Consider the following 25199-nt stretch of genomic DNA (forward strand, 5'->3'; position numbering starts at 1 on the left):
TCTAACCTATTATTATCCCTTCCATCTCATAAGCTTTTGAAATAAGTTTGTTAATCTGATAAATCCCTGTCTTTTTTGAATCCGCAATCCTGGCCTTCATCTCAATCATGACGCCCGGATTCCCATCATTAAACTGTTTAACGGCCTCACTTAACAGGCTCACCATGAATTCTGCCTTGCCATACGTACAGTTATCAAGCAGGCACAGGAACTGGTTGGCCCCGTTATAACCAATGAAGCCGTATTCCTTTGACAGTGTTTTCAAGATAGTTCCAATTTCCTCCAGAACCTTATCCCCTGCGGCGTACCCGATTGTACGGTTGACCTCTTTCAGGTTTTCAACCGAAAGCACCACGCAGGTAAACGTCCCAAGGGCCCCTCTTTTCTTAATCTTCTCAATCCGCTCATCGCAGCTGAGCCTGCTTGGCAGCCTGGTCTTCCGGTCCACATATAAGGTATATTCCACAATATCCCCAATGCGGCCAATCAGGATCGCCCCGCAGCATCCGATGCCGAAGAACAGGACAAATGCCATTGTCATATACAGCTTCAGGTTCAGATGGGCATAAGCATCCACGCTGTTCTGCATTGCAATGTTCTTGCTGACCAGATAGCTGTTATATTCCCGCCCGGTCTGGGCCACAATCTTGTACAGGGAATCCATCCTGTCAGCCACAAGGCGGATGCGCTCCTTAAGTATTTCATCGCTTAAAGATACGGAAGGCCCTGTATTGTCCTGAAAACGTGCAAGGATATACTGTTTTTCCTCAATCTGCTGCTCCAGTCTGAATATCTCTTTGTTATAATCCACATAGTGGGAAATCAGTGTATCATATGTATTCTCACTGTAGACAATGTTCCCTTCCCCGTCCTTTCTGTCATAAATATCCTGAAGGATGATGGAATTGGCTGTCTTTGCATCCTTTGTATCCGTGCTGTACTCCTGGGCCTCCAGGATCTTAGGATTATACTGCGCTATGGTGAGAAGCAGCTCGTCTGACTGGGCCTTCATCTTTTCCAGCTGGATCTGAAGGCTTTGGATTTCATTGTTGGTTTTCTCAATCAGGACCGTCCTGTCCCTGGTCTTACGCCCTGAAAACACGTCCACATACAGCCGGTCCAGGCTGATTTCCTCCAGCAGCTGGTAGGATGTAATCAAATCATAAAAGCTGTATCCTGTCCTGGAAGAACGGAAGCCCGCCTGGTTGCTGTTCAGATACTCCAGTATCTCACCAATGGACTGCTTCATGATATCGATGCTCTCAATGTAATCGTAATTACCCTTTCCTATGTTTTCCACATTGTTGGGTATGACTGCTTTTGCAACATACTTTTCACTGTAAAAATCAAAATAGCTGCTGAGGACCGTGTTCAGCATGTTCTTGGCAAAATCCTCAGAATAATCCTTTCCCACGGAAAAGGATATATAATAATCCGTGGGCGACTCCTCATACTCCTCGCCCTCTTTCAGGATGGCTTCCTTGCGCTTTTGCTCCTCATCCGAAATAATGGGTTCAACCTTAATCCTGCTCCTGACAAAGTCCACGCTTACATTGCTTTCCAATTTCTCAATGGCGTCCGCCACCACATTGGGGGAGTATATCTCACTGACATCAATGTCTGTTCCCGACGGGGTCTTTCCGCTTTTGGCATCCGCATTCGTATAGGAAATGATTGCGTAGGCAGTGTATACCTGCTGCCGGCTGAAATAACCATAAAAAACAATGCCTCCAAGGACCGTGCACAAAGCAATCAGATATTTCCAATTGCTTACATATCGAACAATCTGGAATTCCTTCACTGCCCATCCTCCCTTGTACTGCGCCTCTTCTCCCGGCACATCACCGCCGTTGCCGCCATGGTCGTAAAGACCGCTGACAGAAAGACCGCCTTTGTGAAATGCATCCTGGTCAGGAGACCCAATGGATTATCTTTTACCGTCACATAGTCCTTATTCTTATATCTGGAGTATTCCACGTCAATCTGCATGGCCTGATTGGAGATATCCCTTAATTCCGAGTCAATACTGCGTATCATCTCATCTGCCTTCTTAAGGTCGCAGGCCCGGTTATCCGACGCCTTTATATGGTCAATGATGGACTGCCTGTTTTTTATATCCGCCCGTTTCTTTTCAGCTGTTTCCTCCGCACTCACTGCATTTTCCGCCAGATGGTCAATCCCGGTCTTTGTCTTGGACATATAGAAATCCTGGTTCTTATCAACCGACGGGACAAGCACAACCCCGGTCATCTTGGGGTCGTATTGTTCGATACAGCTTTTATACAGGTCATAAGTCTTTGTGTTGAGGGAATAAATGTTGTCATCCTTATAGTTTTTATAATCCAGCAGTTCAACATAGGGCAGGCGCTCCTTATAAAGACCCTTCTCAGTGACAAATGAGCGGAAATTAGAGAGGTTGATCTGCAGCAGGTTATCGGCTTTGGCCCTGATGTCCTGGAATGTGATGCCCTGGTCCGAGACAAAGCTTTTATTCTCCTCGATCCTGCCGTTCACATAATTTTTAAGCTGTATGAGCCTGGTGTTGTAATAACGGGCAATCTGGCGGTACTCCAGCCCTGACGTATCTGCCGGTCTATATTGGAGGATTGACGTATTGTCCGTGTAGTTGTCATAGAAATATTCCAGATACGCATAGGCCACCATCTGAAGCATGGACTGTGCGTCCACGGATTTCAAATCCTTATTTGCAATGTATGTGACCTTGTACTGGGTCGCGATATAATCCCTTCCGCTTTTCACCGGTACCTGGATGGTTATGTTCTCCCCCAGTTCTTCCGGGCTTATCTCCGTGACCCCGGCCAGCTCAAGCGCCTTTTCAAGCACCGGCTCCGACTTAATCTCATAGGCATTGAAACGGGAGCCATTGGGATTTAGCCCCTTGGACGCCCTTTCATAGTTATATGCAAACCAGATGGTTGAAGCCCGGAAGCTGCTTACATAGAACCTGCATCCCAGGCCCAGGGTGACAATGGCCATGCACAGCATCAGCTTCCATTTATAGGCGCGGAACGTATTTATGATTAAATACACATTGCCTTTACGATTCATAAGCCGTCCTCCTTCCGGACCAGTCTGTGTTCATCCGCATATGCAATCACGGTTATGTGCGCCGCTATATTAATTGAGTAATAAAAAAAGGTGTTGTCCGTCAGGTATGTAATGAATGTATAAATAACCGTCAGAAGCATGAAAAGGGATGCCCTGGAACCGAACTTTTTCCTCACAGCGGAAACCTTATACCAGGTATTGCCCCACAGCCAGTAGATGAATCCCCAAAAGCCCAATTCTATGAAATGTGTCATAACATCATTGTGGGCCATGCCGGGGACGTAGGTTCCCAACCCTGTTGTCTTGTAATCATTCCTGATTTTAAAAATATACCGGATCCCATATCCCAGGAACCCAGGCGACATCTCATAATAATCTTTGAAAAAGTCATACAGGTACCCCCTGCTCATGGTATCAATCCCAAAATAGTCCATAAGGGGCTGGTACCATCCCTTTTTTATCAGATACAGGTACAGGTAGGAAAATAGAAACATCCCGGACACGATTGCTGCCAGGAACACTGTCTTTGTTCTTTCAGGCACGGCGTCATACAGGATTCCCACCATCAGCGCGGCCAGGATAGCCAGCACGTCAATCCTCTTTAATCCGGTGGAGAAGAAAAATGCCGCGCATATGAATTCCGCCGCATGCCACTGTTTATTTTTGGCGCAGTACAGATAATACATCACGAACACGCCCAGCCCCTGGGTCAGGTCATGCAGTTCCATCTTCCTCATGATCGGACCTGTGGTATCGGCAAAGGTAGTGATCAGCGCAATGTATTCCGACAGGAAGCTTCCCGCCCCATGGATCCTGATAAGGTCGATTAAGATTACAAGAACCGCTGCGCAGGAGGCATACAGCATATACGATACAGTCTTCTTACCAAACATATAATAGCCCGCTGCCGCGCACAGTATATTAAGAAGAAGACATACAACATTGATGGTCCCCCTTATGACAAAGGAGGTTTCCTGGCACCGCACCAGCCATATCACCATGGATATCAGCCCGATTCCGATTATCGGGACCATCATGATCATTGAGATGGAATACAGGAACCGTATCCTCTGAAAATCCGCCGTAACAAGAATCCATAGGACGCCCATGCCGATTACCAGGACATCCGCCGCGTAACGTGCACTCACCGGCAATGCAGGGAGGCCGCCTCTGTATTCAGCGGTTGCGTAAAATGCAGCCGTCATAATCAGGAAAAAGGCTGCTGCCATACACTTTTTTACAATTTCACTTTTCCTTATATCCAAAGAATCACCTGATCCGATTATATGCTTTCCAAAAACATCCCAACAGAAAAAAGGACGGTATGTTATAGGTCAGGAATAGTATGACTGCGTATCCCCTGCTCTTTTTCAAGACCCGTTTATAGCTGTCCTTACCCAGATACCGGGCATAGGCCGTGTGCCTTATCAGCTGTTCCCACCGCGCTTTCTTCTGTTTCCTGTCCGCGGCCCAATTGGGGTTCAGGTAATACAGGCGGAGGATTTCACAGTAATTCCTTGCAGCCTTAAATTCAAAGGCCCTGGCCCAGTCCTCTGATTTTCCCTGGATATACTGATATAACACTTTGTTAAACTCTAATATATATTCCTGGATGGCAGGGTTGTACCGGTTGCAGATGGACTGGGGGTTCTTCCGGTAATGATAAACCACCTGGTCCATGACGCCCAGGCTGGAAGCGGCATCCAGGAAATAAAGATTAAACATGGTATCCTGCATCCTGCGAAGCTGGGGCAGGAAACGCAGATGGTTTTTTTTAAGGAACTCCACCTTGAAAAATTGGGTGCAGACCGATCCGAAACAGCATGGCAGGCTGTTATAAGAACGGTCCAGCAGCCCCAGGCCAATCCTCTCCTTATCCATGATGTCCAGTGCCTGCCAGCCGGACCACCCGTATCGGTATGGTATGGAGGCATTGGGCAGGTCCTCCTGATAAGCCACGTACAGGATATCAGGACTGTATTTCCCCAGTATGGCTGCCGCACTTGAAAGTGCATTTAATTCAATCCAGTCATCCGGGTCAATAAAATATAACCAGTCGCCCCCTGCCCTGCGTATGCCCTCGTTTCTTGCCTCGGATACTCCCCGGTTCTCCTGATGGACGACCGTGATCCGCGGATCCTTTTGTTGGTACCAGTCGCATATCCTGCCGATATCCGCTGCCGAACCGTCATCAACCAGGATTACTTCATAATCACCTTCATAATCCTGGTTCAGGATGGAATCCATACACTTATGAAAATATGCAGGTTCCGTGTTAAACACAGGAACGATAAGAGAAAATTCCATTTTATTTACCTTTCGCATTGACATATTTCAGAATCATCCTGCCGGCCAGGTTCCTGCAATAGCCAAATTCCTCTGTTTTATAAAAAAGGGCTGTGTTCAATGACACCGATACAGTCCCCGCCACCATGAAATACACGCACAGCCTGCCATAAGGGGAGACAGGTATCACCATATGGCAAAGGAACCTGCTGATCAGCAGTCCTGCCAGGGCAGCCGCAGATGTTTTCATCAGAAGCCGTTGATAATAGGTCCGGTCCAAATGCAGGAATTCCCGGTAAAGCAGCCTGGTTTTTAATATAATCTGGATGATTAAGGTACACGTGGTTCCAAGCATGATCCCAAGTATCCCCCACTTAAGTCCCAGCCCAATGGAGACAACCAGGTTTATGCTGCTGCCCAGAATCGATATGTTCTTATCCTTGGCAAACAATCCCGATACCATCATCATCCGCCACAGTGGTTCTCTGACCACAAAATAAAAGAAGTTCACAACAAAGGAGAGCTTAAGGATATCGTCCATGAGATACTCCCGGCCAAACAGGATTTCTACAAAGGGGTCCGACATGCACAGGATACAGGCGGAACAGAATGACGTTACCAGGTAAAGGACAAATGTCATCCTGCAGAGCACCTGATGGCACCGCTCCCTGCTTTCCGATACAGCCAGGTTTCCTATGCTTCCTGCCGCTGCATCGGGAATCAGGAGCAATATCCTGCGTACATTTGAAATAATCAGCGAATAATTGGAATACAGGCCAACCTGCAAGGTCCCCACCAGGACAGATATCAGTATGTTATCCGTGGAATTGGTGATTTTCCCGGACAAGGTACCAATAAAAAGGTGTTTCATATTGGCAAATATCCGGTTCCGTTCTTCCGTGGGAAGCCTGTCCTTTTTTTTCAAAAAGGGATACTGCCTGTCCGCAATATGGGCAACCGCCGCATTATTGGCCAGGGTGACGCCTACGTCTGACAGCAGGTATGCAATAAAATTGTGGGTCAGCATCAAAACCGCCAGATTCGAAGCCACTGTAATGACCCGGAACAAGGTATTGGCAGCTGAAATCAGATACATTTTCTGATCCGCATCCAGCAGGGTGCGTTTATAGGAAAAAAAATAAGAGCTGACTGTCTTAAGCAAAAATATCACATACACCAACCTGAGATATCCAATGTCAAACTCCGCGTCCTTAATCAGGCATGATACAAAGGGCAAGAAACATAACCCGGCCCCCAGGATGAATCCGGCTATGAGCCGGTACGCACTTTTATAAAACCACATCAGCTGGGTCAGCTTCTGTTCATCCTGTTCAGACAAGGGTTTATAGAGATTATACGTTATGGCAGAACCTACCCCCAGCTCCGCAAGGGATAAGACAGAAATCACTTCTGTAAACAGACCATTCAGGCTGACCGCTGAAAGTCCCAGGATTCGGACCAGGGCAGTTCTGGTAACTATGCTCAAAAGGACGGTCAGGATTACATTTACCTCGCCGTAAACTATGTTACGGATACTTTTTTCTGTTCTCATATGGACACCGGACATACATTCCTATTTTAATTTTTTCCTGCTTTGTTTTTTTTCCGCCGCCTGTTCATAGACACGCAGATGCTCAGCCGCAGCATAATCCCAGCTGTACTTCTCCCTTATAAATGCAATCTGCCCTTCCCGGTCATGAAGGCGTCCGTCTTCGCCCAGTATCCGTTCAAGGCATGACTGCAGCATGGCAATATTCCCTTTTGGGAAGCTCGCGGCGTATCCCCCTGAAACATCAACGTTTTCCTCAATGTCACTGACCAGGCATCGGACGCCGCAGCTCATGGCCTCCAGAAGGCTGATGGACATGCCCTCGATGTCGCTGGGCAGCACGTACACGCAGCAATTAGACATCAGCTCCTCCAGCACCCGCCCCTGGACAAAGTCGGTAAACAGGATTCTCGGGTCATCCTCAGCCATACCGCGTATCTGCTCTACATATTCATTGTTCCTGGTCAGCCCGCCTGCGATTACCAGCCGCTTATCCGTGTCCATTTTCTTATATGCGCCAATCAGATAATGGAGGCCTTTTTCCGGCACCAGCCTGGACAGGAAAAGGATATAGCTGTTCTTTGACAGGTTCCATCTGCGGCCGATTTCCTCCGGCTCCCGGCAGGGTATCAGGCTCACGCCGTTGGGGATATAGATGGTCTCCCGGCCATATGTCTGTGTGAAATACTGTTGGTTCCCATTTGACAATACAATCAGGGCATCGGAATAGCGCGCCGCGTTCCGCTCTCCCCACAGGAGGTAGCGGGATGCAAACCGCCCCCATTTGGCCCGCTGCCAATCCAGTCCATGTATGGTTGATACCACCGGGATTCCAAACAGCCTGGGCAGGAATGTCATGGCGCAGGGTCCCTCTGCATGGAAGTGCATCACATCATACCCGCCCGCTAAGGCCCGCAGCACGGCAAGTACGGAATAGATGAATGCATTCAGGGAGGGGGTTGCCAAAGTCGGTATCCTTATGAGCCGTATTCCTTTATATTCCCGCGGCAGGCGGACCGCCCCGGCGCCAAAATCCTGCCACCGGTTATAGCAGTCAACCTGATGTCCCATGGCTGTCAGGCGGATTGCCAGCTCCTCCACGGCAATCTCAATCCCGCCTTCCCTGGATGGTACCCGTTTGTGCCCAATCATTGCAATCTTCATGCTGTCCCCGCTCCCCTTTATCTTGTGCAGTATCCCACGCCTTACCTTATGCTGCCGGGATACTTAGTCACATTGGAATAAATCTCTTGTATATATCTTGTCCTTTACATCCTCCAGCTGCCGGTCATACCGGTTGGCCACTATCACATCCGATATCTGTTTGAATTCCTCCAGGTCACGGACAATCCTGATTCCTAAAAATGAATCGGCTTTTACTGCCGGTTCATAGATGACCATCTTAACGCCTCTCTTTTCCAGCCTTCTCATGATTCCAAGAATGGAGGAATGCCGGAAGTTATCTGAATCCGCTTTCATGGTCAGGCGGTAAATCCCCGCCACCTCAGGGGATTTTTTCATTATCTGCCCTGCAATGAAATCCTTCCTGGTCTGATTGGCCCGGACAATGGCGGTCATGATGCTGTTCGGTACATCACCGTAATTGGCCAGCAGCTGCTGTGTGTCTTTTGGCAGGCAGTATCCGCCGTATCCAAAGGAAGGGTTATTGTAGTGGTTACCGATTCTCGGATCCAGACATACCCCGTTTATGATGCTTTCCGTATTTAATCCGTACGCCTCCGCATAGGTATCCAGCTCATTAAAAAAGGCCACCCTCATGGCCAGGTATGTATTAGAGAACAGTTTAACGGCCTCGGCCTCGGTTGAATCCATGTAGAGGACCGGCGTCTCGGCCTTTAAGGAAGCGTCTTTTAACAGGCCTGCAAATGCGCGGGCCTTCTCCATCTGGGCAGGGTCCCCCATATCCAGCCCCAGGATGATCCTTGAGGGATACAGGTTATCATAAAGCGCCCGGCCCTCCCTCAGGAACTCCGGGGAAAACAAAATAAATCCGTTCCGGTGCAGGGACCGTATTTTCTTTGTAAACCCCAAAGGGAGGGTGGATTTTATAACAATACAGGCATCGGGCTGAATCCGCAGGGCCGCTTCAATGGTATCCAGCACAGATGACGTATCAAAATAATCCTTCTCCCTATCATAATCAGTGGGGGTTGCGATAATGACAAAATCCGCATCCTGATATGCCGTCCTGGCGTCTGTGGTGGCAGACAGCATCAGATTTTCCCCACTCAGACAGGATTCCAGTTCCTGGTCTGCAACCGGGGATTGTCCGCTGTTTATCAGCTTCACCTTTTCGGGCAGTACATCCAGCATACATACCGTATTTTTCCGTGCAAGCAGTACTGCGTTGGACAGTCCAACATATCCCATGCCAGCCACTGCTATCTTTATCTGTTTTTCCATCATTCCACCTCTTTTACAACATTTACATGGAACCATGATGTATCGTTACAATCTCCAGTACCGGAAACCGGTCTTTTCAGCCTCTGCCTTGTCTAAGATGCTTTTTACATCAATAAGGACCTTTTCCTTTTGCCCTGCGGGCTTGAACATGCGGTCAAAATCCTGCAGTGTAAGCCTCCTGAAATCCTCATGGGCCACGGCAAGGATTACACAGTCCGCGTCATAGGTTGAAGCATACGGAAGCATGGATATCCCATATTCATTCATTACCTCCTGCGGATTGGCCAGCGGATCTGCCACCAGGGAATCAATTCCATATTCTTTCAGTCTCTTGATAATGTCATTTACCTTACTGTTCCTGATGTCCGGACAATTTTCCTTAAATGTCATTCCTAGAATCACAACACGGGCTTCCTTCACTGTTTTGCCTGCAAGTATCATCTGTTTGATGGCTGCATCCGCCACAAAGGAGCCCATGGCGTCATTGACCTTTCTTCCCGAAAGTATAATCTGACTATGATATCCCAGCTTTTCTGCCTGATAGGTAAAATAATAGGGGTCGACACCAATACAGTGTCCCCCCACCAGCCCCGGACGGAATTTCAGGGCATTCCACTTCGTATCCATACCTTCTGCCACTTCCACGGTATCGATTCCCATTTTATCAAATACCATTGCCAGCTCATTCATAAATGCAATGTTGATGTCCCTCTGGCTGTTTTCAGCCACCTTAATCGCTTCAGCCGCCTTGATGGATGATACCCTGTGCGTCCCTGCGCGGATTACAATATCGTATACCCTGGCAATCAGGTCCAGGGCATCATCATCCATTCCCGAAACAATTTTTGTTATATTTTCCAGACGGTGAAAGCGGTCCCCAGGATTGATACGTTCCGGTGAATATCCCACTTTAAAACCGCTGCCCGCTGTGAGGCCGGATTCCCGCTCCAGGATGGGGATGCAGACATCCTCAGTCACGCCCGGATACACCGTGGATTCAAATACAACAATGGAACCCTCTTTCAAATTACGCCCCACAACCATGCTGGCATTGATAACAGGGGACAGATCCGGCGTATGGTCCTGATTGACCGGGGTCGGGACAGCAATAATATGAAAGCAGGCATCCTTAAGCCTGCCCTCGTCATATGTAAAATCAATGCCTGCATGGCTTATGACAGCATCCCCAACTTCCCGGGTCGGGTCCGCTCCGGCCCGATATAAGCCGATTTTTTCCCGGTTCACATCAAAGCCGATTACTTTCACACCCTTTTCAGCAAACGCCGCCGCAATCGGCAGTCCCACGTATCCCAGTCCAACAATGGAAATTGCCTCGGCGCCCTGTTGGATTTTATGGTATAATGTTCCCTCCATACATCCTCCTCTTCTTGTTGCTTCCTATCTGGCACACATGTTTTCCGCTTATTCAACAAGTGATAAAAATTCTTCCATCTGTGCGTTTTCCGGCCATATCAATAGGAGACCGTTGCCTCGGGCGCCAGTATCTCAGCCACTTCATCGGAACCATAGGTGAGGATCTTCCCGCCTGAGCCAAGAACCCATTTCTGGTCATTCCCGTCTGTTACCTTGGTGTTCTTCATGATTTTCCCGCTGGAATTAACCAGCCGTTTTCCTTCTCCCGGTATGTCAAATACCTCATATCTGGCTGATGGATCCGCTTTCTGGAGCCTTCCCTTATAGTAAAACGCCCCATCCTTGATGCCGGTAATCCCTTTTCCCTTAAGGTCAAAATAATACTGGGAACGGGTGGCTCCTATGCCGTCATTCAGCATGGTCTTGCCGGTGATGCATTTCCTGTTCCCGTCCGGGCCTCCGCAATAATAGAAATCCCCGTTCACCTCTATGAGGCCGTACTGCGAAACCCCATACATGTCAAAAACATAATAGCTGTCGCGGATTTTCTCAACCGCATAGCTGTTTTCATTACCGCATTTCGGTTTTCCTGATTGGTCGAAATAGTACCATTCCTTTTGCCCGGAACTGTTAAGGTCCGCGGGACCGTCTATTTTCAGCCATGTCCCTTCTGCCCGTTCCCCCTGGATGAATGTCTTATCCTGTTCGGATTCCGGCTGGTAAAAATAGCGGTAGCCTTTTATCTCTGGCGTTGTTGAGGTGAGTTTTACCCAGCCCTGATGCATGATTCCCTTTTCATCAAAGCAGTAGGTTACCCCATCCACCTTAACTTCCTTTTTCCCGCTGGAAGAGCGCTTCTTATTTCCAGAAGATTTACTAAAATAAAAATAAGCGTACTGGCCATGGTCCTGTACATAATCCGCCACATCCGAATTATCCATCCAGCCTTCCGGGATTTCCAGCCACTGCCAGCCAGTTACCCTGGCGCCGTCTTCCCCACAGTAATAATAGGAATACTCGTCATCGTCATCATCCGCGGTCTCTGTGAGCCAGCCTGTCCGCATGACGCCTGAAGTATTAAAACAATAATGCTGTCCGTCAATTTTAAACCAGCCGTCCATGCGCACATATCCGTCTTTGCCGGCATAGTACCAGTTATTGTAATCTGAATTCCTGGAATCCAGACCGCTGATGACAAACCATTGATCCTGATATAAATACCCCTCATCCCCAATATAACGTTTCTTGCCGCTTTCCTCGGTCAGCCACCGTTTCCGGTAATTCAGGCCATTGGCGTCAAAATAATATCGTTTTCCCTCCAACTCCCTAAAACCGCCTTTGAATACGGCGCCGGATTCAGATGCATAATACCAGTTTTCTGTTATGACGCCGGTGCCGCTGTTGGTGGATTCAAGCTTAAACCAGCCGTCGTCCTGCAGGATTCCGTTTCCATCCAGGTAATACCTGTCCCCATTCCCGTCTTTGTACCAGCGTTTCCGGTAATTCAGGCCGTTGACGTCAAAATAATACCAGTTCCCATCCATCTCCCTCCATCCGTTGCGCCATAACACCCCATTGGAATCAGCGTGATACCAGTTGGTATACTCCTGTCCATTGCTGCCAGTGCCTGAAATGGAAAACCAGCCGCTCTGTCTGGCCCCATTCCCATCCACATAATAGCGGTCATCACCCAGATTGAACCATCTGCTGCGGTAAGATGTGCCATACGTATCAAAATAGCAGGTCATCCCCTCCAGATCATGCCACCCATCCCTTAAGACGGAACCGTCCTCCGTGACATAATACCAGTTAGTATAGGGCTGTCCCTTGCTGTTCACATTGTCAATGGAAAACCAGCCAGGCTCCTTCCTGGCGCCTTCCTCATCCACGTAATACCGCTTATCCTCCAGATTAAAGAACATCTTTCTGGGGGAATTGCCCCACTCATAAAAATAATAATATTTTCCTCCCAGTTCATACCAGCCATTCCTCAGTATCTTTCCGTCCGCCCCTGCGTAATACCAGTTGGTTACCGGCTTTGAGGAAGGCAATGCGGGATTGGAGGTGGTGCTGAACCATTGGTTCTCATACCTTGTACCATCCTCTTTTAAGCGGTACCGTCCATCGCCTGAATCCACCCAGCTGTTCTTAACAATCTGTCCATTTCCCCCTACATAACGCAGGGTTCCGTCCACCCATGGAATCCACTGATTCACCAGTTTCCTGTCATTTTCCTTATAAATCCATTCCTGGGCAGCATCCTGCTGCCACCCGTCCATGGCAAATGCGGATATGGATGGGATTGTCATGAATGCGGCAGTGCAGATGATGATAGGCACGATTTTTTTTCTCTTCATAATGTAATTACTCCTTAATGAAAACTACTCCACGCAGGGCGGAACTGGATTATCGGATACATCCTGGCATAAATCAGTCTGAGGATTGGTCGGGGGATATTTCTTAATATGTGTATCATAGACCACGTTTAAATACGGGATTGCCTCAGATGCCCATGGATATTCCGGCATATATTTTCCCGTATAGGCAGTAATGTACGTCCTGTTTTCTTTCATGAATTCATAGTAATCACAGGTGAACAAACCTGTGTTGACCGAGTATACTCCAGGCCTGTGGATCAGCATTCCTTCACATCCATGCTCCCTTAAAATCTGGCGCAGCCTGTACCCAATGACCCTTATATTATTTTTTGCCGTTCTTTCCGGCGTATCGCTGTATAAGATATACGCTATCTCAGAAAGCGGTACGCTGCCTCCTCTTTTACTCACCAGGAGGGCCAATAGTTCCTTTGACTTTTTGCTGGAAAAATAGACTACCTGATTGTCAACAAACAGGTCAAAACCGCTAAAAGTCTGTATGAAAATACGACTGTCTGCAGACATGATCGTCTTCCCTCCTTTCTTGTATCAAGTCTTCCGTTACCCGCTACTCCACGGTTACTGATTTAGCCAGGTTCCTGGGCGTATCCTCGTCCAGTCCCTTGGATGTAATGACCCCTATAATCCGCTCAACAAATTCCTGGCATATGGCAGTATCCGCTGCCTCCACCATCACCCGTATGACAGGCTCTGTCCCGCTTTCCCTCACAAGGACGCGGCCATCTTTCCCCAGAGCTGCTTCCACCTGATTAATTACATCCTGTACATCCTTGTCCTCCCTTGCTGCTTTCTTATCCTTTACCCGGATGTTTTTGAGGACCTGCGGATAGATATGCACCGGCTCTGCCAGTTTACTGAGAGGCTGCTTTTTCTCCAGAATAACCTCCATCATCTTAATGGCGGTGAGGATTCCGTCTCCTGTGGTTGCATATTTACGGAAGATGATATGACCGGATTGTTCGCCGCCGATACGGTAGCCGTTAGAAGCCATGTTCTCGTATACGTACTTATCCCCCACTGCTGTTTTCTCATATTCAATTCCGGCCTCGTCCAGGGCTTTGTACAGACCGAAGTTGGACATGATTGTAGTGACAATCTTATTGCCCTGGAGCTTTCCCCGTTCCTTCATATAGCGGCCATAAATATAGAGGATAAGGTCCCCGTCTACTAAATTCCCCTTTTCATCCACGCACAGGCAACGGTCGGCGTCCCCATCAAATGCAAACCCCACATCCAGTTTTTTTTCCTTAACAAACCGTATAAGTCCGTCCATGTGGGTGGAGCCGCAATCTGTATTGATATTCAGGCCATCCGGATTATTATTAATTACATAGGTGGTGGCTCCAAGGGCGTCAAATACGCTTTTGGCAATCATCCAGGCGCTTCCATTGGCGCAGTCCAGGCCTACCCTCATATTTTTATAGGAACGGGTTGCCAGGGAAATAAGGTAGCCCGTATAACGGTTCCTGCCTGCTGCATGGTCCACGGTACACCCAATCTGTTCCCTGACTGCAAGGGGGATTTCACCTGAGATGCCATCGATGTAGGCTTCTATCTTCAGAATGGTATCCTCGTCCATTTTTTCTCCCTGGGCATTGATTAGTTTGATGCCATTGTCATAGTAGGGATTATGGCTGGCTGATATCATGACGCCGCAGTCAAAGCCTTCGGTGCGGGCCACATAGGAAACGCTTGGGGTGGTGGTCACATGGAGAAGATAGGCGTCTGCGCCGGATGCCGTAAGCCCGGCGGCCAGGGAATATTCAAACATGTATGAAGAACGCCGGGTGTCTTTTCCAATGACAACCCGGCATTTCCCGTCTTTTTTATTTCTGCTGTAGTACCAGCCTAGGAACCGGCCGATTTTATACGCGTGCTCTACTGTTAGTGTCTTGTTGGCTTCGCCGCGGAAGCCGTCGGTGCCGAAGTATTTTGACATGTAATTTTCTCCTTTGTTTCATTTAATGGATGTGCCATCTCATTATTCCCATTACCATACATCCAATCATACAGCCTACTCCATTGTGAATCATATCATCCCATTCAAATAAACCTCTGCAAAATACTAACTGACATGTTTCAATCACTGCAGATGTGGCAATTCCAATTAACAGCGCTTCCCACCATCTTACCTTGTGATTTAACATAATCGGTAGCAGCAACCCCATAGGTATCAATAGGATACAATTTAATAAATTTTCTTTCAGCAGTCCACTGTCTCCATTCAGAACCCTTTTCCACGACCAGAACAGCTCCAGCTTATACTGTCGTTCGCCTGGTATCCGGGTAAATACAGTGGAACCAAATACGACTCCCAGAAATAAAAAAAGAAGCAAGCCAGCTACAGCCTGTGATAGCACAATACGTTTTTTCAATAACAGGTTACAGACGTATATCACGATTATAATGAAAGAAATCAAAAAAAAGATTAGTTCATGAATTGTCCATGTCCTATTGTGTTTAATGATGATTTGATATAAATCCAAATAATTCTTCCTCTTTTCCTTTAAGACACTTAAATGCATTCCTGTTTCCTACTCTTAAACTGCCGATACAGCCTATTTCCCATCATCTCCTATACATCTGCACATTGCCTCTGAAATTTCCGCTTCCATCCTCATAGCTTCCGCCCGGCTATCTGCGTTTACGGAAATATACACTTTTAGCTTTGGTTCAGTTCCGCTTGGCCGTATTATAACTGAACAATTTCCATCCAACAGAAACTTCAGTACATCCGATGCCGGCAGGTCATCAAGCCCTTTCAAGTAGTCACATTCTTCCTCGACTTTACTGAACCCAATATGAGTGATGCCGCTGCGGAACCCTGCCATAATACTCCGCATCCTTTCAAATCCGATACTCCCCTCAAACTCATAACTATGAAGTGTATTCAAGCAGTAGCCATACTCTGAATAGATTGCATTTAGTCTATCCAAAAGACCGACACCCCGGGATTTATAATAAGCAAACATCTCACAAATTAAAAATGCTCCCCCCACAGCATCCTTATCACGTACATATTCCCCAGATAAATAGCCATAACTCTCCTCAAATCCAAAAATAAAGGAACTTTCTTTTCCCCTGTTTTCTAATTTTCCAATCTGTTCGCCAATAAATTTGAAACCTGTCAAGACATTGATTGTCCTTACACCGTATTTTTTTGCAATGCGTTCCGCCATATCAATGGTAACAATCGTTTTCACCATGACAGGATTATCCGGCATGGCGTGATGCTTTAAGCGTTGGCTGCAGATAAAATCCAAAAGCAGTATACCAGTCTCATTTCCAGAAAGTAAAATCATTTCACCACCAGCATCCTTAACAGCAATTCCAACACGGTCACAATCCGGGTCAGTTGCCAATAGCAGCTCAGCGCCACATCGGGAAGCGTATTCCATTCCCAATGACATTGCCTCCCTGATTTCAGGATTCGGATAAGGACACGTAGGGAAATGGCCATCTGGCTGTTCCTGCTCGCTAACTACACAAATATTGGAATACCCACTTTCTTTCAGGATACGCAGGACAGGTTTCAAACCAGTGCCATTTAAAGGAGAATATACAATTGAAACACTTTTATCCACTTCATCCCCAAATAGTACTGACTGTTTTTTTACTGCCTCAATAAAATCTATATAGACTTCCTCACCAATCCAAGAAATCAGCCCTGCATCCATGCCTCTAATAAAATCTATTACCTTAACGTCATTAAAAATATCCAGCTTCTGGATTTCCGCAAAGATATCCTCTGCAGCTTTTGTCGTAATCTGACATCCATCAGCGCCATATACCTTATAGCCATTATATTTGGACGGATTGTGAGAGGCAGTGACCATAATTCCTGCAGCACATCCCAGCCTGCGCACAGCATAGGAAAGACACGGTGTAGGCATCAATTCATTATAAATTGATACGTGAATTCCATTTGCTGAAAAAACCTCTGCGGCTTTTTTTGAAAAAACATCTGATTTAATGCGGCTGTCATACGAAATTGCAATCCTCCATTTCTCCGGTGCAAAGTTTTTCTTTACATAGTCAGCAATTCCCTGTGAGGCTTTTGCAACGGTATATGTATTCATCCGGTTTGTTCCTGCACCAATCACTCCCCGCAATCCCCCTGTGCCAAATTCCAGGTCACAATAAAAAGCATCCTCTATTTGGGCTGGGGTATGGGCCATATTCCTTAATTCCTGAACCAAATCCTTATCTAATGTGACATTTTCACACCACCTTTGGTATTGTTCCGTGATTCTTTCTATTTCCATGTACCATTCCCTCACTTCATGCCAACTCTTCCAATTTAAATTTCTGCTTGTCGTGTACACTAATCTCCATACCCAGCTGAACCTCAATCACTTTTACTTCTGTTCTAGCAATGATTGTGTGACGGCAGCCTGCCTGCATCGAGACCACATCCCCAGCCTTGACCGTCCATTCCTTTCCATCCACAATCACACTCCCCTCTCCGGAGATAATATTCCATACCTCATCCCGTCTTGCATGGCTGTGATAGTTCATCCGATGTCCCGGATTCAATGTAACCTTGATTGTCAGACTCCCCCTCTCCACATCAAGGACCCTGTAGTTCCCCCAGGATTTCTCCGCAAACATAATCTGTTGGCTGATTTGGTCTACAAAAGGCTTGATATAACTGGACTGTTCCTTGTCAGACACCAGGATGCCCTCTGGAGAGGCAGATACCACTATGTCTTTAAGTCCCATGCAGACGACAGGAACATCCAGTTCATTAACAACATGGACATTCTCACAGATATCATTTAGCATTGCATTACCCACAACCGAATCCGCCATTGCCTCAGTAAGCGTATTCCAGGTACCAAGATCCTTCCACTGTCCGGCAAAACGCTGTACCTGGATTTTATTTTCTTTCTCTACTACAGCATAGTCAAAGCTGATTTTGTCCAGCGTGTCATATTTGGCAAACAAATCATCATAGTCTGTGAAGTCAATCCGTTCATGGGTCTTTTTTAATACATAACCCAACTTATATGCAAAAACACCGCCATTCCACAATGCCCCCTGTGCTATATATGCTTTTGCTGTCTCTACATCCGGTTTCTCCTTAAACATGGATACCGTACTGGTCTGGTCTCCATCCATTGGGATGATATAACCATATTTTTCACTGGGGTAAGTCGGTTCAATGCCCATCAGGACGAGATTGGCTTCCCCCTTTTGCGCCTGATCTGCCAATTGTTTCAGTGCTTCAAAATAAGAATCATCCACATAAGGGTCTACTGGACAGACAACCACTGTATCCTCTTCACTTACCCCTTGTATATCATGTAAATATGAGGTTGCCAGTGCAATAGCCGGGAAGGTATCACGGCGGCAGGGCTCTACACTGATTCCCACTCTGCTTCCCAACTGATTATGTATTGCAGACACCTGTGACCTGGATGTTGCAATTGTCACTGTAGCATTGGCATCCATTCTTTTTATCTGGCGGTAGACACGCTGTACCATAGACTCGTATCCTTCATCTTCATCCCTAAATATCTTAATAAACTGTTTTGAACGCACATCGTTAGACAGTGGCCATAGTCTCTTTCCTGAACCACCGGACAACAAGATAATATTCATCCAATCTCCCTTTCTGTTCCTAAATAAACAATACCGGTATACGGTTAGCTTTGCAGCATCTATTTTATCGTTCAGCCCTTATTGGATTATTTAAGAAGTCTTTATAAGCCAGGCGTATACCATCCTCAAGCCCGGTCTTATATCTCCAGCCAAGCGCTTCCGCCTTACTAACATCCAAAAGTTTTCTCGGGGTCCCGTTAGGCCGTGAAGTATCCCAGCAGATTTTTCCGGTGTATCCCACCACCTTTGCTACTAATTCAGTTAATTCCTTAATGGTCAGTTCTTTACCAGTGCCCGCGTTAACCGTCTCATTTCCGCTATAATTATTCATAAGGAATACACAAAGGTCTGCTAAGTCATCCACATACAGGAATTCCCGCAATGGACTCCCATCCCCCCAGCAGGTAACAAATTCCCTCCCCTCTGTTTTTGCCTCATGGAAACGGCGAATCAGTGCAGGGAGTACATGGCTATGGGTAGGATGATAGTTATCATTCGGACCGTATAAATTTGTCGGCATCACACTTATGTAATCCGTGCCATACTGTCTGTTCAGAAATTCACAATATTTAAGTCCTGAAATCTTTGCAAGAGCATATGCCTCATTTGTCTTTTCCAATTCAGAAGTCAACAGGCAGCTCTCCTTCATAGGCTGCGGAGCCATTCTGGGATAGATGCAGGACGATCCAAGAAACTCCAACTTCCTGCAGCCATTCTTCCATGCAGAATGAATCACATTCATTTCAAGAATCATATTGTCGTACATAAAATCCGCAAGAGAGCTTTCATTTGCAACAATTCCCCCAACTCTTGCCGCTGCAAGGAAAACATATTCAGGCTTTTCCTCTGCAAAGAACTTTTCTACAGCTTCCTGACGGCACAGATTGAGTTCCTGATGAGTCCGCGTAATAATATTTGTATATCCCTGGCGTTGAAGTTCCCTTACAATTGCAGAACCAACCATGCCTCTATGTCCAGCCACATATATTTTTTCATGTTTTTCCATCATAGTATGTTTCTCTCCCTACTTAACAACACCCTTTTCCAGATACTCGGCCAAATTGCAACAGATATGTTCTTCCGCCCTCTCCACAGCCACTTTCTCCATATCATGGTCAACCATAAGCTTTACAAGCTGCTCAAAGCTTGTCTTTGTGGGATTCCAGCCTAACTCCGTCCTTGCTTTTGTCGGGTCCCCCCATAGATTCACTACGTCTGTTGGTCTGTAAAAATCCGGGCTTACTTCAATAAGGATCTTTCCGCTTTCCTGATCAATTCCCTTCTCATCAAGCCCCTCACCTTCCCATCGAAGTTCTATACCAACATAATGGAATGCCAGCTGACAGAATTCCCGTACGGAATGCTGGGTTCCGGTAGCTATAACAAAATCTTCAGGTCTATTATTCTGAAGAATCAGCCACATACACTCTACATAGTCCTTGGCATAGCCCCAGTCCCTTAGACTCGATAAATTGCCAAGGTACAGCTTATCCTGCTTTCCCTGCTTGATTCTTGCAGCAGCAAGCGTAATTTTCCTTGTGACAAATGTTTCCCCACGTCTCTCACTCTCATGATTAAACAGAATGCCTGAACAGCAAAACATGTTATATGCTTCCCTATATTCTTTTGTAATCCAAAAACCATACTGCTTAGCCACTGCATAAGGAGAATATGGATGAAACGGAGTTTTCTCGTTTTGGGGAACCTCCTCGACCTTTCCATAAAGCTCAGAAGTGGATGCCTGATAAATCCTGCAGGTATCTGCTAATCCACACTGTCGTACCGCTTCAAGAATACGGGTAACGCCAATTGCATCTACCTCCCCGGAATATTCAGGAACATCAAATGAAACCTGTACATGGCTTTGTGCCGCCAGATTATACAATTCGTCTGGCCTTACCTTGTTTATGATACCAATAAGACTCATGGAATCACTCAAATCCCCATAATGGAGATGGAAATTCCCTTTCCCTTCCAAATGAGTAATCCGTTCCCTAAAATCCACACTGGAACGGCGTATCATACCATGTACGTCATATCCCTTTTCTAAAAGAAACTCCGCCAGATAGGATCCATCCTGGCCTGTTATTCCTGTAATAAGTGCTTTTTTCATAATGTTTTCCTCCATTTATTTCATCATTCAAGTAACGCTAAAAACTGCAATTAGCATAATATTGGTTTTTCACAAAACAAAAAGCCTACGGATAATTAAATCCGCAGGTTCATAATAAAATCATGATTCATTTTCACATTTAGTTCGTACTACATGGTTTCTAAATCTATATCCGCCAAATATAAAGAGAGGAATTAGTAAATAGCCGCATAAGGATAACACGTTCACCATATCATGCGATGTAAAAGAAAAGTTATATAAAATAACCTGCATGATAATAATCAGTACAACATTATAGCGGGAAGATTTCAAATTATCAAAAGCATATCTGTATACTATCCCAAGTAAAATGCTTCCAACGATAAGACCAACCAGTCCAAAATTTGTATACATGATTCCTTGATTAGAAAAAGGATATGAAGATTTATAAATATAATTATTAGACGGCGGTGAAATCTCATAACCTGCAATTGCATTAGATAAGTAATAACCCTCATCCACCGGTGGCTTACCAGACCATATCGATGCTGGTATTATTGCGCACAAAAAGTTGATTATATTAGTACCAAACCAATAATTATTCCAGTTATAATTTTGGTAGATAAATATATCCCTTCCTGCATAACTAAACCAGTAAAAAAGATTCCCTACTTCCAACACAGCATCTGATAACAATGCAGATAAACTTCCATATGCATCAAATCCTTCCTTGGTCCGTAATAATGGCATTGCAACAATAAACAAAACCACACATGCAATACCGACCATAAATTGTGGTTTCAACAGACTCCTCAATGTGAATCTTTTACACTGATAATGATAAACCATAAAAATCATCATTAATGAACGCATAACTGCTGTTCTATCTGACATAAAGGCAAATAAAAAAATATCAATTGCTAAAAAAGGGGCAATTATGAGAAGAGGATGACGGCTCTGCTTCCTTTGTGCTAAGTAACTTAATATAAAGCAGATTCCATATGTCATAAAATTTCCAAACGTAAGAAGATAGCCACTTCCGGTAACCAAATCCACTTTATGTACGATATTACTTAATATATATTGTATTCCCCCTTTTTGGACTATAAAAATCAGCCTAGTCAGAACACCTATTGAGAAAAAAACAATTCCAAATAAAAGCAAATGGCTATTATATAAACCAATCACATCCGAAGCTTTTTTATCCGGACCAATTTTTATCTTTAACCGGAATCCCAGACAAACACAAGCAACAGAGATAATTTCCATAATCATAAACAAAAAAACACCATCTTCTGTAATTACAACCGCAGTATCTACATCACCGCTAATCATAGTAGGTACATATCTGAGGAACTGCAAAATTGCAAAAAAACATAAAGGGTGAAAAAAGTCTTTGCTCTCTTTATAATTATGCCAGAAAACCATTGCTAATATCACGCCGGTCAATACACCGTATATCAATCTCATTCTTTAATTACCCTTTCCATACAATAAAAGCGAACCCCCAAATAAGGAAAATCTTACTATTGCCGCAACTAAGGTAGCATAACAAAATCCCATCAACCCATTTAAATTCAAAAAGAAGACACTCATAGATACATATAAAATTGCATATACAGACTCTATTGCAAAAATCATATTATGACTCACTAATCTCATTGATATCACTCTAAGAACTGTAGCCGCACTAAATATACATGTAGCAATAGTTACAATTGGAATAAATTCTTTTGCTAAAGAAAAATATTGAGGATATAATACCTGGATGACAATAGGTGATAAAAATATGGCAACAAAAGCAAAACCACCGCAAAAAATCAAATCAGCAATGATAATCCCTAATTTCATTTTTTGTGTGAATACTTTAATTTTAGCTGCATATGATAGGATAACCATATTCATTGGTGCAATTAACATACTTAAGAACTTTCCCATTAAAGTGGATACATGATAGGTAGATACAGCTGCCCCTCCTAAAATCGGATACAAATAAATTCGATCAAAATATGTCATCCCACTTCCCAATACATATGAAATCATAAATGAGCCTGTCTTATTAGTCAAAGGCATAAACTCTGCAGTTACCTTTTTTTGTTCTTTTAATAAACTTGTCTTTTTACATGCATGTAAACAAGCCAAACCAGCTGGAATAATATATGCAATCTGCCACACAGCCCAAACTTGAAACAAAGCTATCCCAATCAGATACCCAACACACATAATCATATTATTAATCATCAATTTATTATAATGATTCTCAATTCGAAATCCCGCAATATAATAAGAACGAAAAGATAACAGAATATAATATATTAACAACAGTATGGTTTCCTGTATTGAGGCGGAATATAGCAGAATACTTACTAATCCGACAACAAACGAAGAAAGAAATACCATTATGTATAATAGTGATTTGAAATTTCCGATGGCATCTTTTCTTAAATACTCATCGTTAAGTAAAATTCTGACGTTTGCCAGATTTCCACATGTCATTTCTGCAAAGATACTTACGACACTCGTCAAAGAAAGAAGAAGTCCATAATTATCCTCTGACATATCTCTCGCTAATATTGGTAACAACAGGAATTGCAATAACACAATTGGAAGGCCATATGAAATTATGTTTACTAATAAATCGACAGCTATCTTCCTATACTTTTTCATTTATTGTTTAACCTCTATATCCAACTAAACTCATCTCTTCTTTTTCCTTATACCAATCAAATCTAACACCCTAATAACAGTGCAAGTCATTAATTGAATAACAGAGTCACAGTTGTATCTCTCTTCCATCCACTGCCTGCCCGGGAATATCACTTGCATCATATCACTCTTGTTATCATATAACGCGGTCTGAAAAAGTAAAAACTTCATTTTAGAAAACTTTTTACCATGTGGATGTGGAAGTTCTGCTTCAGAAAGAAGTTTCATCAGCTTTTTCATATTTTTAGGCCTCAATTCATCTAACACCCATTGTGGTATCTGCGTATGCAGAATAACTGACGGTATATACAAAGAGAGGTATGTAGATGTGCATACATGCGCCTCCATAACCTTTTTCAAAAATAACTCCCAATCAATATCTGTATGTGCAACGATACGGTCCACATCCATATGCAGCCGCATGCCCGGCGCACGGACATAGGAATGTTTTGCCGTATGAATGCATACCTGCAGCAGATTATCCTCTGGAGAAAGAACACGCACCTGTGTATCGCCTACTGTGTGGGAGCGTCCAATAAAACCATCCGTATCCGGCTCTAAGTCAGGACGGATCCAACGGCCTGCAACCGCTCTCCATGCTAATTCAAACCATATCTTTTCACCAGTAGGCATTGTAATGAAATACTCCGTAGAACCATCCCTGTACGCTTCTTCCAATTTCTCTGCTTCATACTCACTTCTAAATTTAAAGGTAAAACCATTTTCTATTAATAGCTTATGCGCTTGATAAAAATCAGTTTTTTTTATTAATGAATCAATATCCTCCATTGGGCACTTAATAGTTTCTGGAATCATATCCATCATAATCCCGCCATTTTTCAGGATAACCATTGGTATTCCGTGATCCGACATAAGCTGACAAACCTGGATTGCTGTCTTTTTCAAAAAATCCAGCCGCCTTTTTTTCTAGAAGAAAAGCTTTTTCCCACTCATCAGGAATAGGCAACCCCATAGATTTTGCATATGCACCAGCCACACCATGCAGCTCATGTTCGCGGCAAACCACAAACAGCTTCTTTTGATTCACTTTTCTATATCGTTCTTTTATATCCTGATTTTCCTCTTCAGAGTGTTTTTCTCTTGACATGTCGAGCATGAGCCGATAAATATCATCGTCCAAAAAATTGAACAGCTTTTCCACTTAGTTTTATATCCTTTCTGCTTCATGGCCTATCCTGTACCACGTAATAAACATGCCACATGCTTCAGCCAATTCTTTAGATAACTGTCTCCATGATACTTCCTGTTTATCCACAAACGATTTGGAAACAGCATTTTGTAAATTGTTTTTACAACGCATTCATCATTAGAAAATGACTCTATAAAAATTTTGTGAATTATTGTAAAGTCTGCATATAAAGTATTTGCTTCCCACTTTTTATTAATAAAATCAACAAGCCGTTTTGCACGCCGATCCGTTCCAATTATGGATGAATAGAATTCTTCTGGAACAACCGCATGTACCCGTTCACACGCAAAATATGCACTGGCGGCCACCCTGTTCAAATAACCATCTGCTTCTGCGTAGCGGTATACTTGATTCCAATTTATATTTTGTTTGCCTAAAAGACATATATCATAATACAGACGTAATCCTGGCTTCGCAGCATAATAGTGTACTGAGGAATGTACAAGACACATATACATTAACTCATCTGCGCCGATACCCCCCCCCCCC

Annotated in this window: 21 protein-coding genes; all 21 read right to left on the reverse strand. The window is 44.7% G+C overall.

Annotation, left to right across the window (positions count from 1 at the left end):
- Position 1: 1 nt before the first annotated feature.
- Positions 2-1801, reverse strand: a complete 1800-nt coding sequence (locus DWX59_RS01780) for a diguanylate cyclase domain-containing protein (RefSeq protein WP_117555729.1) — start codon at positions 1799-1801, stop codon at positions 2-4.
- A complete protein-coding gene (locus DWX59_RS01785; RefSeq protein WP_117555731.1) occupies positions 1798-3069 on the reverse strand; it encodes a hypothetical protein in 1272 nt (423 codons plus the stop codon). Before DWX59_RS01785 ends, DWX59_RS01780 begins: the two co-directional genes overlap by 4 nt.
- On the reverse strand, positions 3066-4334 hold the full coding sequence (locus DWX59_RS01790; protein ID WP_235844866.1) for an O-antigen ligase family protein: 1269 nt from the start codon (positions 4332-4334) through the stop codon (positions 3066-3068). The genes DWX59_RS01785 and DWX59_RS01790 overlap by 4 nt, the downstream gene beginning before the upstream one ends.
- Positions 4335-4338: 4 nt before the next feature.
- Positions 4339-5394, reverse strand: a complete 1056-nt coding sequence (locus DWX59_RS01795; RefSeq protein WP_235844867.1) for a glycosyltransferase family 2 protein — start codon at positions 5392-5394, stop codon at positions 4339-4341.
- Entirely contained in the window at positions 5378-6907 is a 1530-nt protein-coding gene (locus DWX59_RS01800) for a polysaccharide biosynthesis protein (RefSeq protein ID WP_117557177.1), read from the reverse strand. Before DWX59_RS01800 ends, DWX59_RS01795 begins: the two co-directional genes overlap by 17 nt.
- 21 nt (positions 6908-6928) lie before the next feature.
- On the reverse strand, positions 6929-8068 hold the full coding sequence (locus DWX59_RS01805; RefSeq protein WP_235844868.1) for a glycosyltransferase family 4 protein: 1140 nt from the start codon (positions 8066-8068) through the stop codon (positions 6929-6931).
- A 63-nt stretch (positions 8069-8131) separates the two neighbouring features.
- Positions 8132-9328: a nucleotide sugar dehydrogenase gene (locus tag DWX59_RS01810; RefSeq protein WP_117555735.1), complete on the reverse strand. Its 1197-nt coding sequence runs from the start codon at positions 9326-9328 to the stop codon at positions 8132-8134.
- A 45-nt stretch (positions 9329-9373) separates the two neighbouring features.
- Positions 9374-10702, reverse strand: a complete 1329-nt coding sequence (locus DWX59_RS01815; protein ID WP_117555737.1) for a nucleotide sugar dehydrogenase — start codon at positions 10700-10702, stop codon at positions 9374-9376.
- A gap of 98 nt (positions 10703-10800) precedes the next feature.
- On the reverse strand, positions 10801-13059 hold the full coding sequence (locus DWX59_RS01820; protein ID WP_117555739.1) for a hypothetical protein: 2259 nt from the start codon (positions 13057-13059) through the stop codon (positions 10801-10803).
- A 24-nt stretch (positions 13060-13083) separates the two neighbouring features.
- Positions 13084-13602 (reverse strand): AfsR/SARP family transcriptional regulator, encoded by a 519-nt coding sequence (locus DWX59_RS01825; RefSeq protein WP_235844870.1) that lies wholly within the window; start codon positions 13600-13602, stop codon positions 13084-13086.
- A 43-nt stretch (positions 13603-13645) separates the two neighbouring features.
- Positions 13646-15037, reverse strand: a complete 1392-nt coding sequence (gene glmM / locus DWX59_RS01830) for a phosphoglucosamine mutase (protein ID WP_117555741.1) — start codon at positions 15035-15037, stop codon at positions 13646-13648.
- Positions 15038-15059: 22 nt separating this feature from the next.
- Entirely contained in the window at positions 15060-15623 is a 564-nt protein-coding gene (locus DWX59_RS01835; RefSeq protein ID WP_235844872.1) for a VanZ family protein, read from the reverse strand.
- A gap of 33 nt (positions 15624-15656) precedes the next feature.
- Positions 15657-17363, reverse strand: coding sequence for a phospho-sugar mutase (locus DWX59_RS01840; protein WP_117557182.1), 1707 nt, complete (start codon positions 17361-17363; stop codon positions 15657-15659).
- Positions 17364-17379: 16 nt separating this feature from the next.
- Complete coding sequence (locus tag DWX59_RS01845; protein WP_117555743.1) at positions 17380-18702, reverse strand: sugar phosphate nucleotidyltransferase; 1323 nt, start codon at positions 18700-18702, stop codon at positions 17380-17382.
- A 64-nt stretch (positions 18703-18766) separates the two neighbouring features.
- The gene (locus DWX59_RS01850; protein ID WP_353626746.1) at positions 18767-19708 is read right to left on the reverse strand and encodes a GDP-L-fucose synthase family protein; all 942 of its coding nucleotides are present in this window, start codon (positions 19706-19708) and stop codon (positions 18767-18769) included.
- An 18-nt stretch (positions 19709-19726) separates the two neighbouring features.
- Positions 19727-20818, reverse strand: coding sequence for a GDP-mannose 4,6-dehydratase (gene gmd / locus DWX59_RS01855; RefSeq protein ID WP_353626747.1), 1092 nt, complete (start codon positions 20816-20818; stop codon positions 19727-19729).
- Between the two features lie 117 nt (positions 20819-20935).
- Entirely contained in the window at positions 20936-22264 is a 1329-nt protein-coding gene (locus tag DWX59_RS01860; protein WP_117555749.1) for an O-antigen polymerase, read from the reverse strand.
- Between the two features lie 3 nt (positions 22265-22267).
- A complete protein-coding gene (locus DWX59_RS01865; protein WP_207660389.1) occupies positions 22268-23353 on the reverse strand; it encodes a lipopolysaccharide biosynthesis protein in 1086 nt (361 codons plus the stop codon).
- A gap of 138 nt (positions 23354-23491) precedes the next feature.
- Positions 23492-24373, reverse strand: a complete 882-nt coding sequence (locus DWX59_RS01870; RefSeq protein WP_353626748.1) for a nucleotidyltransferase family protein — start codon at positions 24371-24373, stop codon at positions 23492-23494.
- Positions 24297-24662 carry a hypothetical protein gene (locus tag DWX59_RS28500; RefSeq protein ID WP_147325729.1) on the reverse strand — a complete coding sequence of 122 codons (366 nt, stop codon included), beginning with the start codon at positions 24660-24662 and terminating at the stop codon, positions 24297-24299. The genes DWX59_RS01870 and DWX59_RS28500 overlap by 77 nt, the downstream gene beginning before the upstream one ends.
- A gap of 29 nt (positions 24663-24691) precedes the next feature.
- Positions 24692-25199: nucleotidyltransferase family protein (locus tag DWX59_RS28505; RefSeq protein ID WP_166460150.1), on the reverse strand; the 508-nt coding region annotated here is incomplete at its 5' end.

Origin of the sequence: Enterocloster aldenensis, from assembly GCF_003434055.1 — a bacterium.
Taxonomy (GTDB): Bacteria; Bacillota; Clostridia; order Lachnospirales; family Lachnospiraceae; genus Enterocloster; species Enterocloster aldenensis.

What these genes read in the sequence shown, in the direction of transcription:
- DWX59_RS01785 (WP_117555731.1), bottom strand. Translation starts at nt 3,069, where the DNA reads ATGAATCGTAAAGGCAATGTGTATTTAATCATAAATACGTTCCGCGCC.
- DWX59_RS01795 (WP_235844867.1), bottom strand. Translation starts at nt 5,394, where the DNA reads ATGCGAAAGGTAAATAAAATGGAATTTTCTCTTATCGTTCCTGTGTTT.
- DWX59_RS01800 (WP_117557177.1), bottom strand. Translation starts at nt 6,907, where the DNA reads ATGAGAACAGAAAAAAGTATCCGTAACATAGTTTACGGCGAGGTAAAT.
- DWX59_RS01805 (WP_235844868.1), bottom strand. Translation starts at nt 8,068, where the DNA reads ATGAAGATTGCAATGATTGGGCACAAACGGGTACCATCCAGGGAAGGC.
- DWX59_RS01810 (WP_117555735.1), bottom strand. Translation starts at nt 9,328, where the DNA reads ATGGAAAAACAGATAAAGATAGCAGTGGCTGGCATGGGATATGTTGGA.
- DWX59_RS01815 (WP_117555737.1), bottom strand. Translation starts at nt 10,702, where the DNA reads ATGGAGGGAACATTATACCATAAAATCCAACAGGGCGCCGAGGCAATT.
- DWX59_RS01820 (WP_117555739.1), bottom strand. Translation starts at nt 13,059, where the DNA reads ATGAAGAGAAAAAAAATCGTGCCTATCATCATCTGCACTGCCGCATTC.
- DWX59_RS01825 (WP_235844870.1), bottom strand. Translation starts at nt 13,602, where the DNA reads ATGTCTGCAGACAGTCGTATTTTCATACAGACTTTTAGCGGTTTTGAC.
- glmM (WP_117555741.1), bottom strand. Translation starts at nt 15,037, where the DNA reads ATGTCAAAATACTTCGGCACCGACGGCTTCCGCGGCGAAGCCAACAAG.
- DWX59_RS01835 (WP_235844872.1), bottom strand. Translation starts at nt 15,623, where the DNA reads ATGCATTTAAGTGTCTTAAAGGAAAAGAGGAAGAATTATTTGGATTTA.
- DWX59_RS01840 (WP_117557182.1), bottom strand. Translation starts at nt 17,363, where the DNA reads ATGGAAATAGAAAGAATCACGGAACAATACCAAAGGTGGTGTGAAAAT.
- DWX59_RS01845 (WP_117555743.1), bottom strand. Translation starts at nt 18,702, where the DNA reads ATGAATATTATCTTGTTGTCCGGTGGTTCAGGAAAGAGACTATGGCCA.
- DWX59_RS01850 (WP_353626746.1), bottom strand. Translation starts at nt 19,708, where the DNA reads ATGGAAAAACATGAAAAAATATATGTGGCTGGACATAGAGGCATGGTT.
- DWX59_RS01860 (WP_117555749.1), bottom strand. Translation starts at nt 22,264, where the DNA reads ATGAGATTGATATACGGTGTATTGACCGGCGTGATATTAGCAATGGTT.
- DWX59_RS01865 (WP_207660389.1), bottom strand. Translation starts at nt 23,353, where the DNA reads ATGTCAGAGGATAATTATGGACTTCTTCTTTCTTTGACGAGTGTCGTA.
- DWX59_RS01870 (WP_353626748.1), bottom strand. Translation starts at nt 24,373, where the DNA reads ATGTCGGATCACGGAATACCAATGGTTATCCTGAAAAATGGCGGGATT.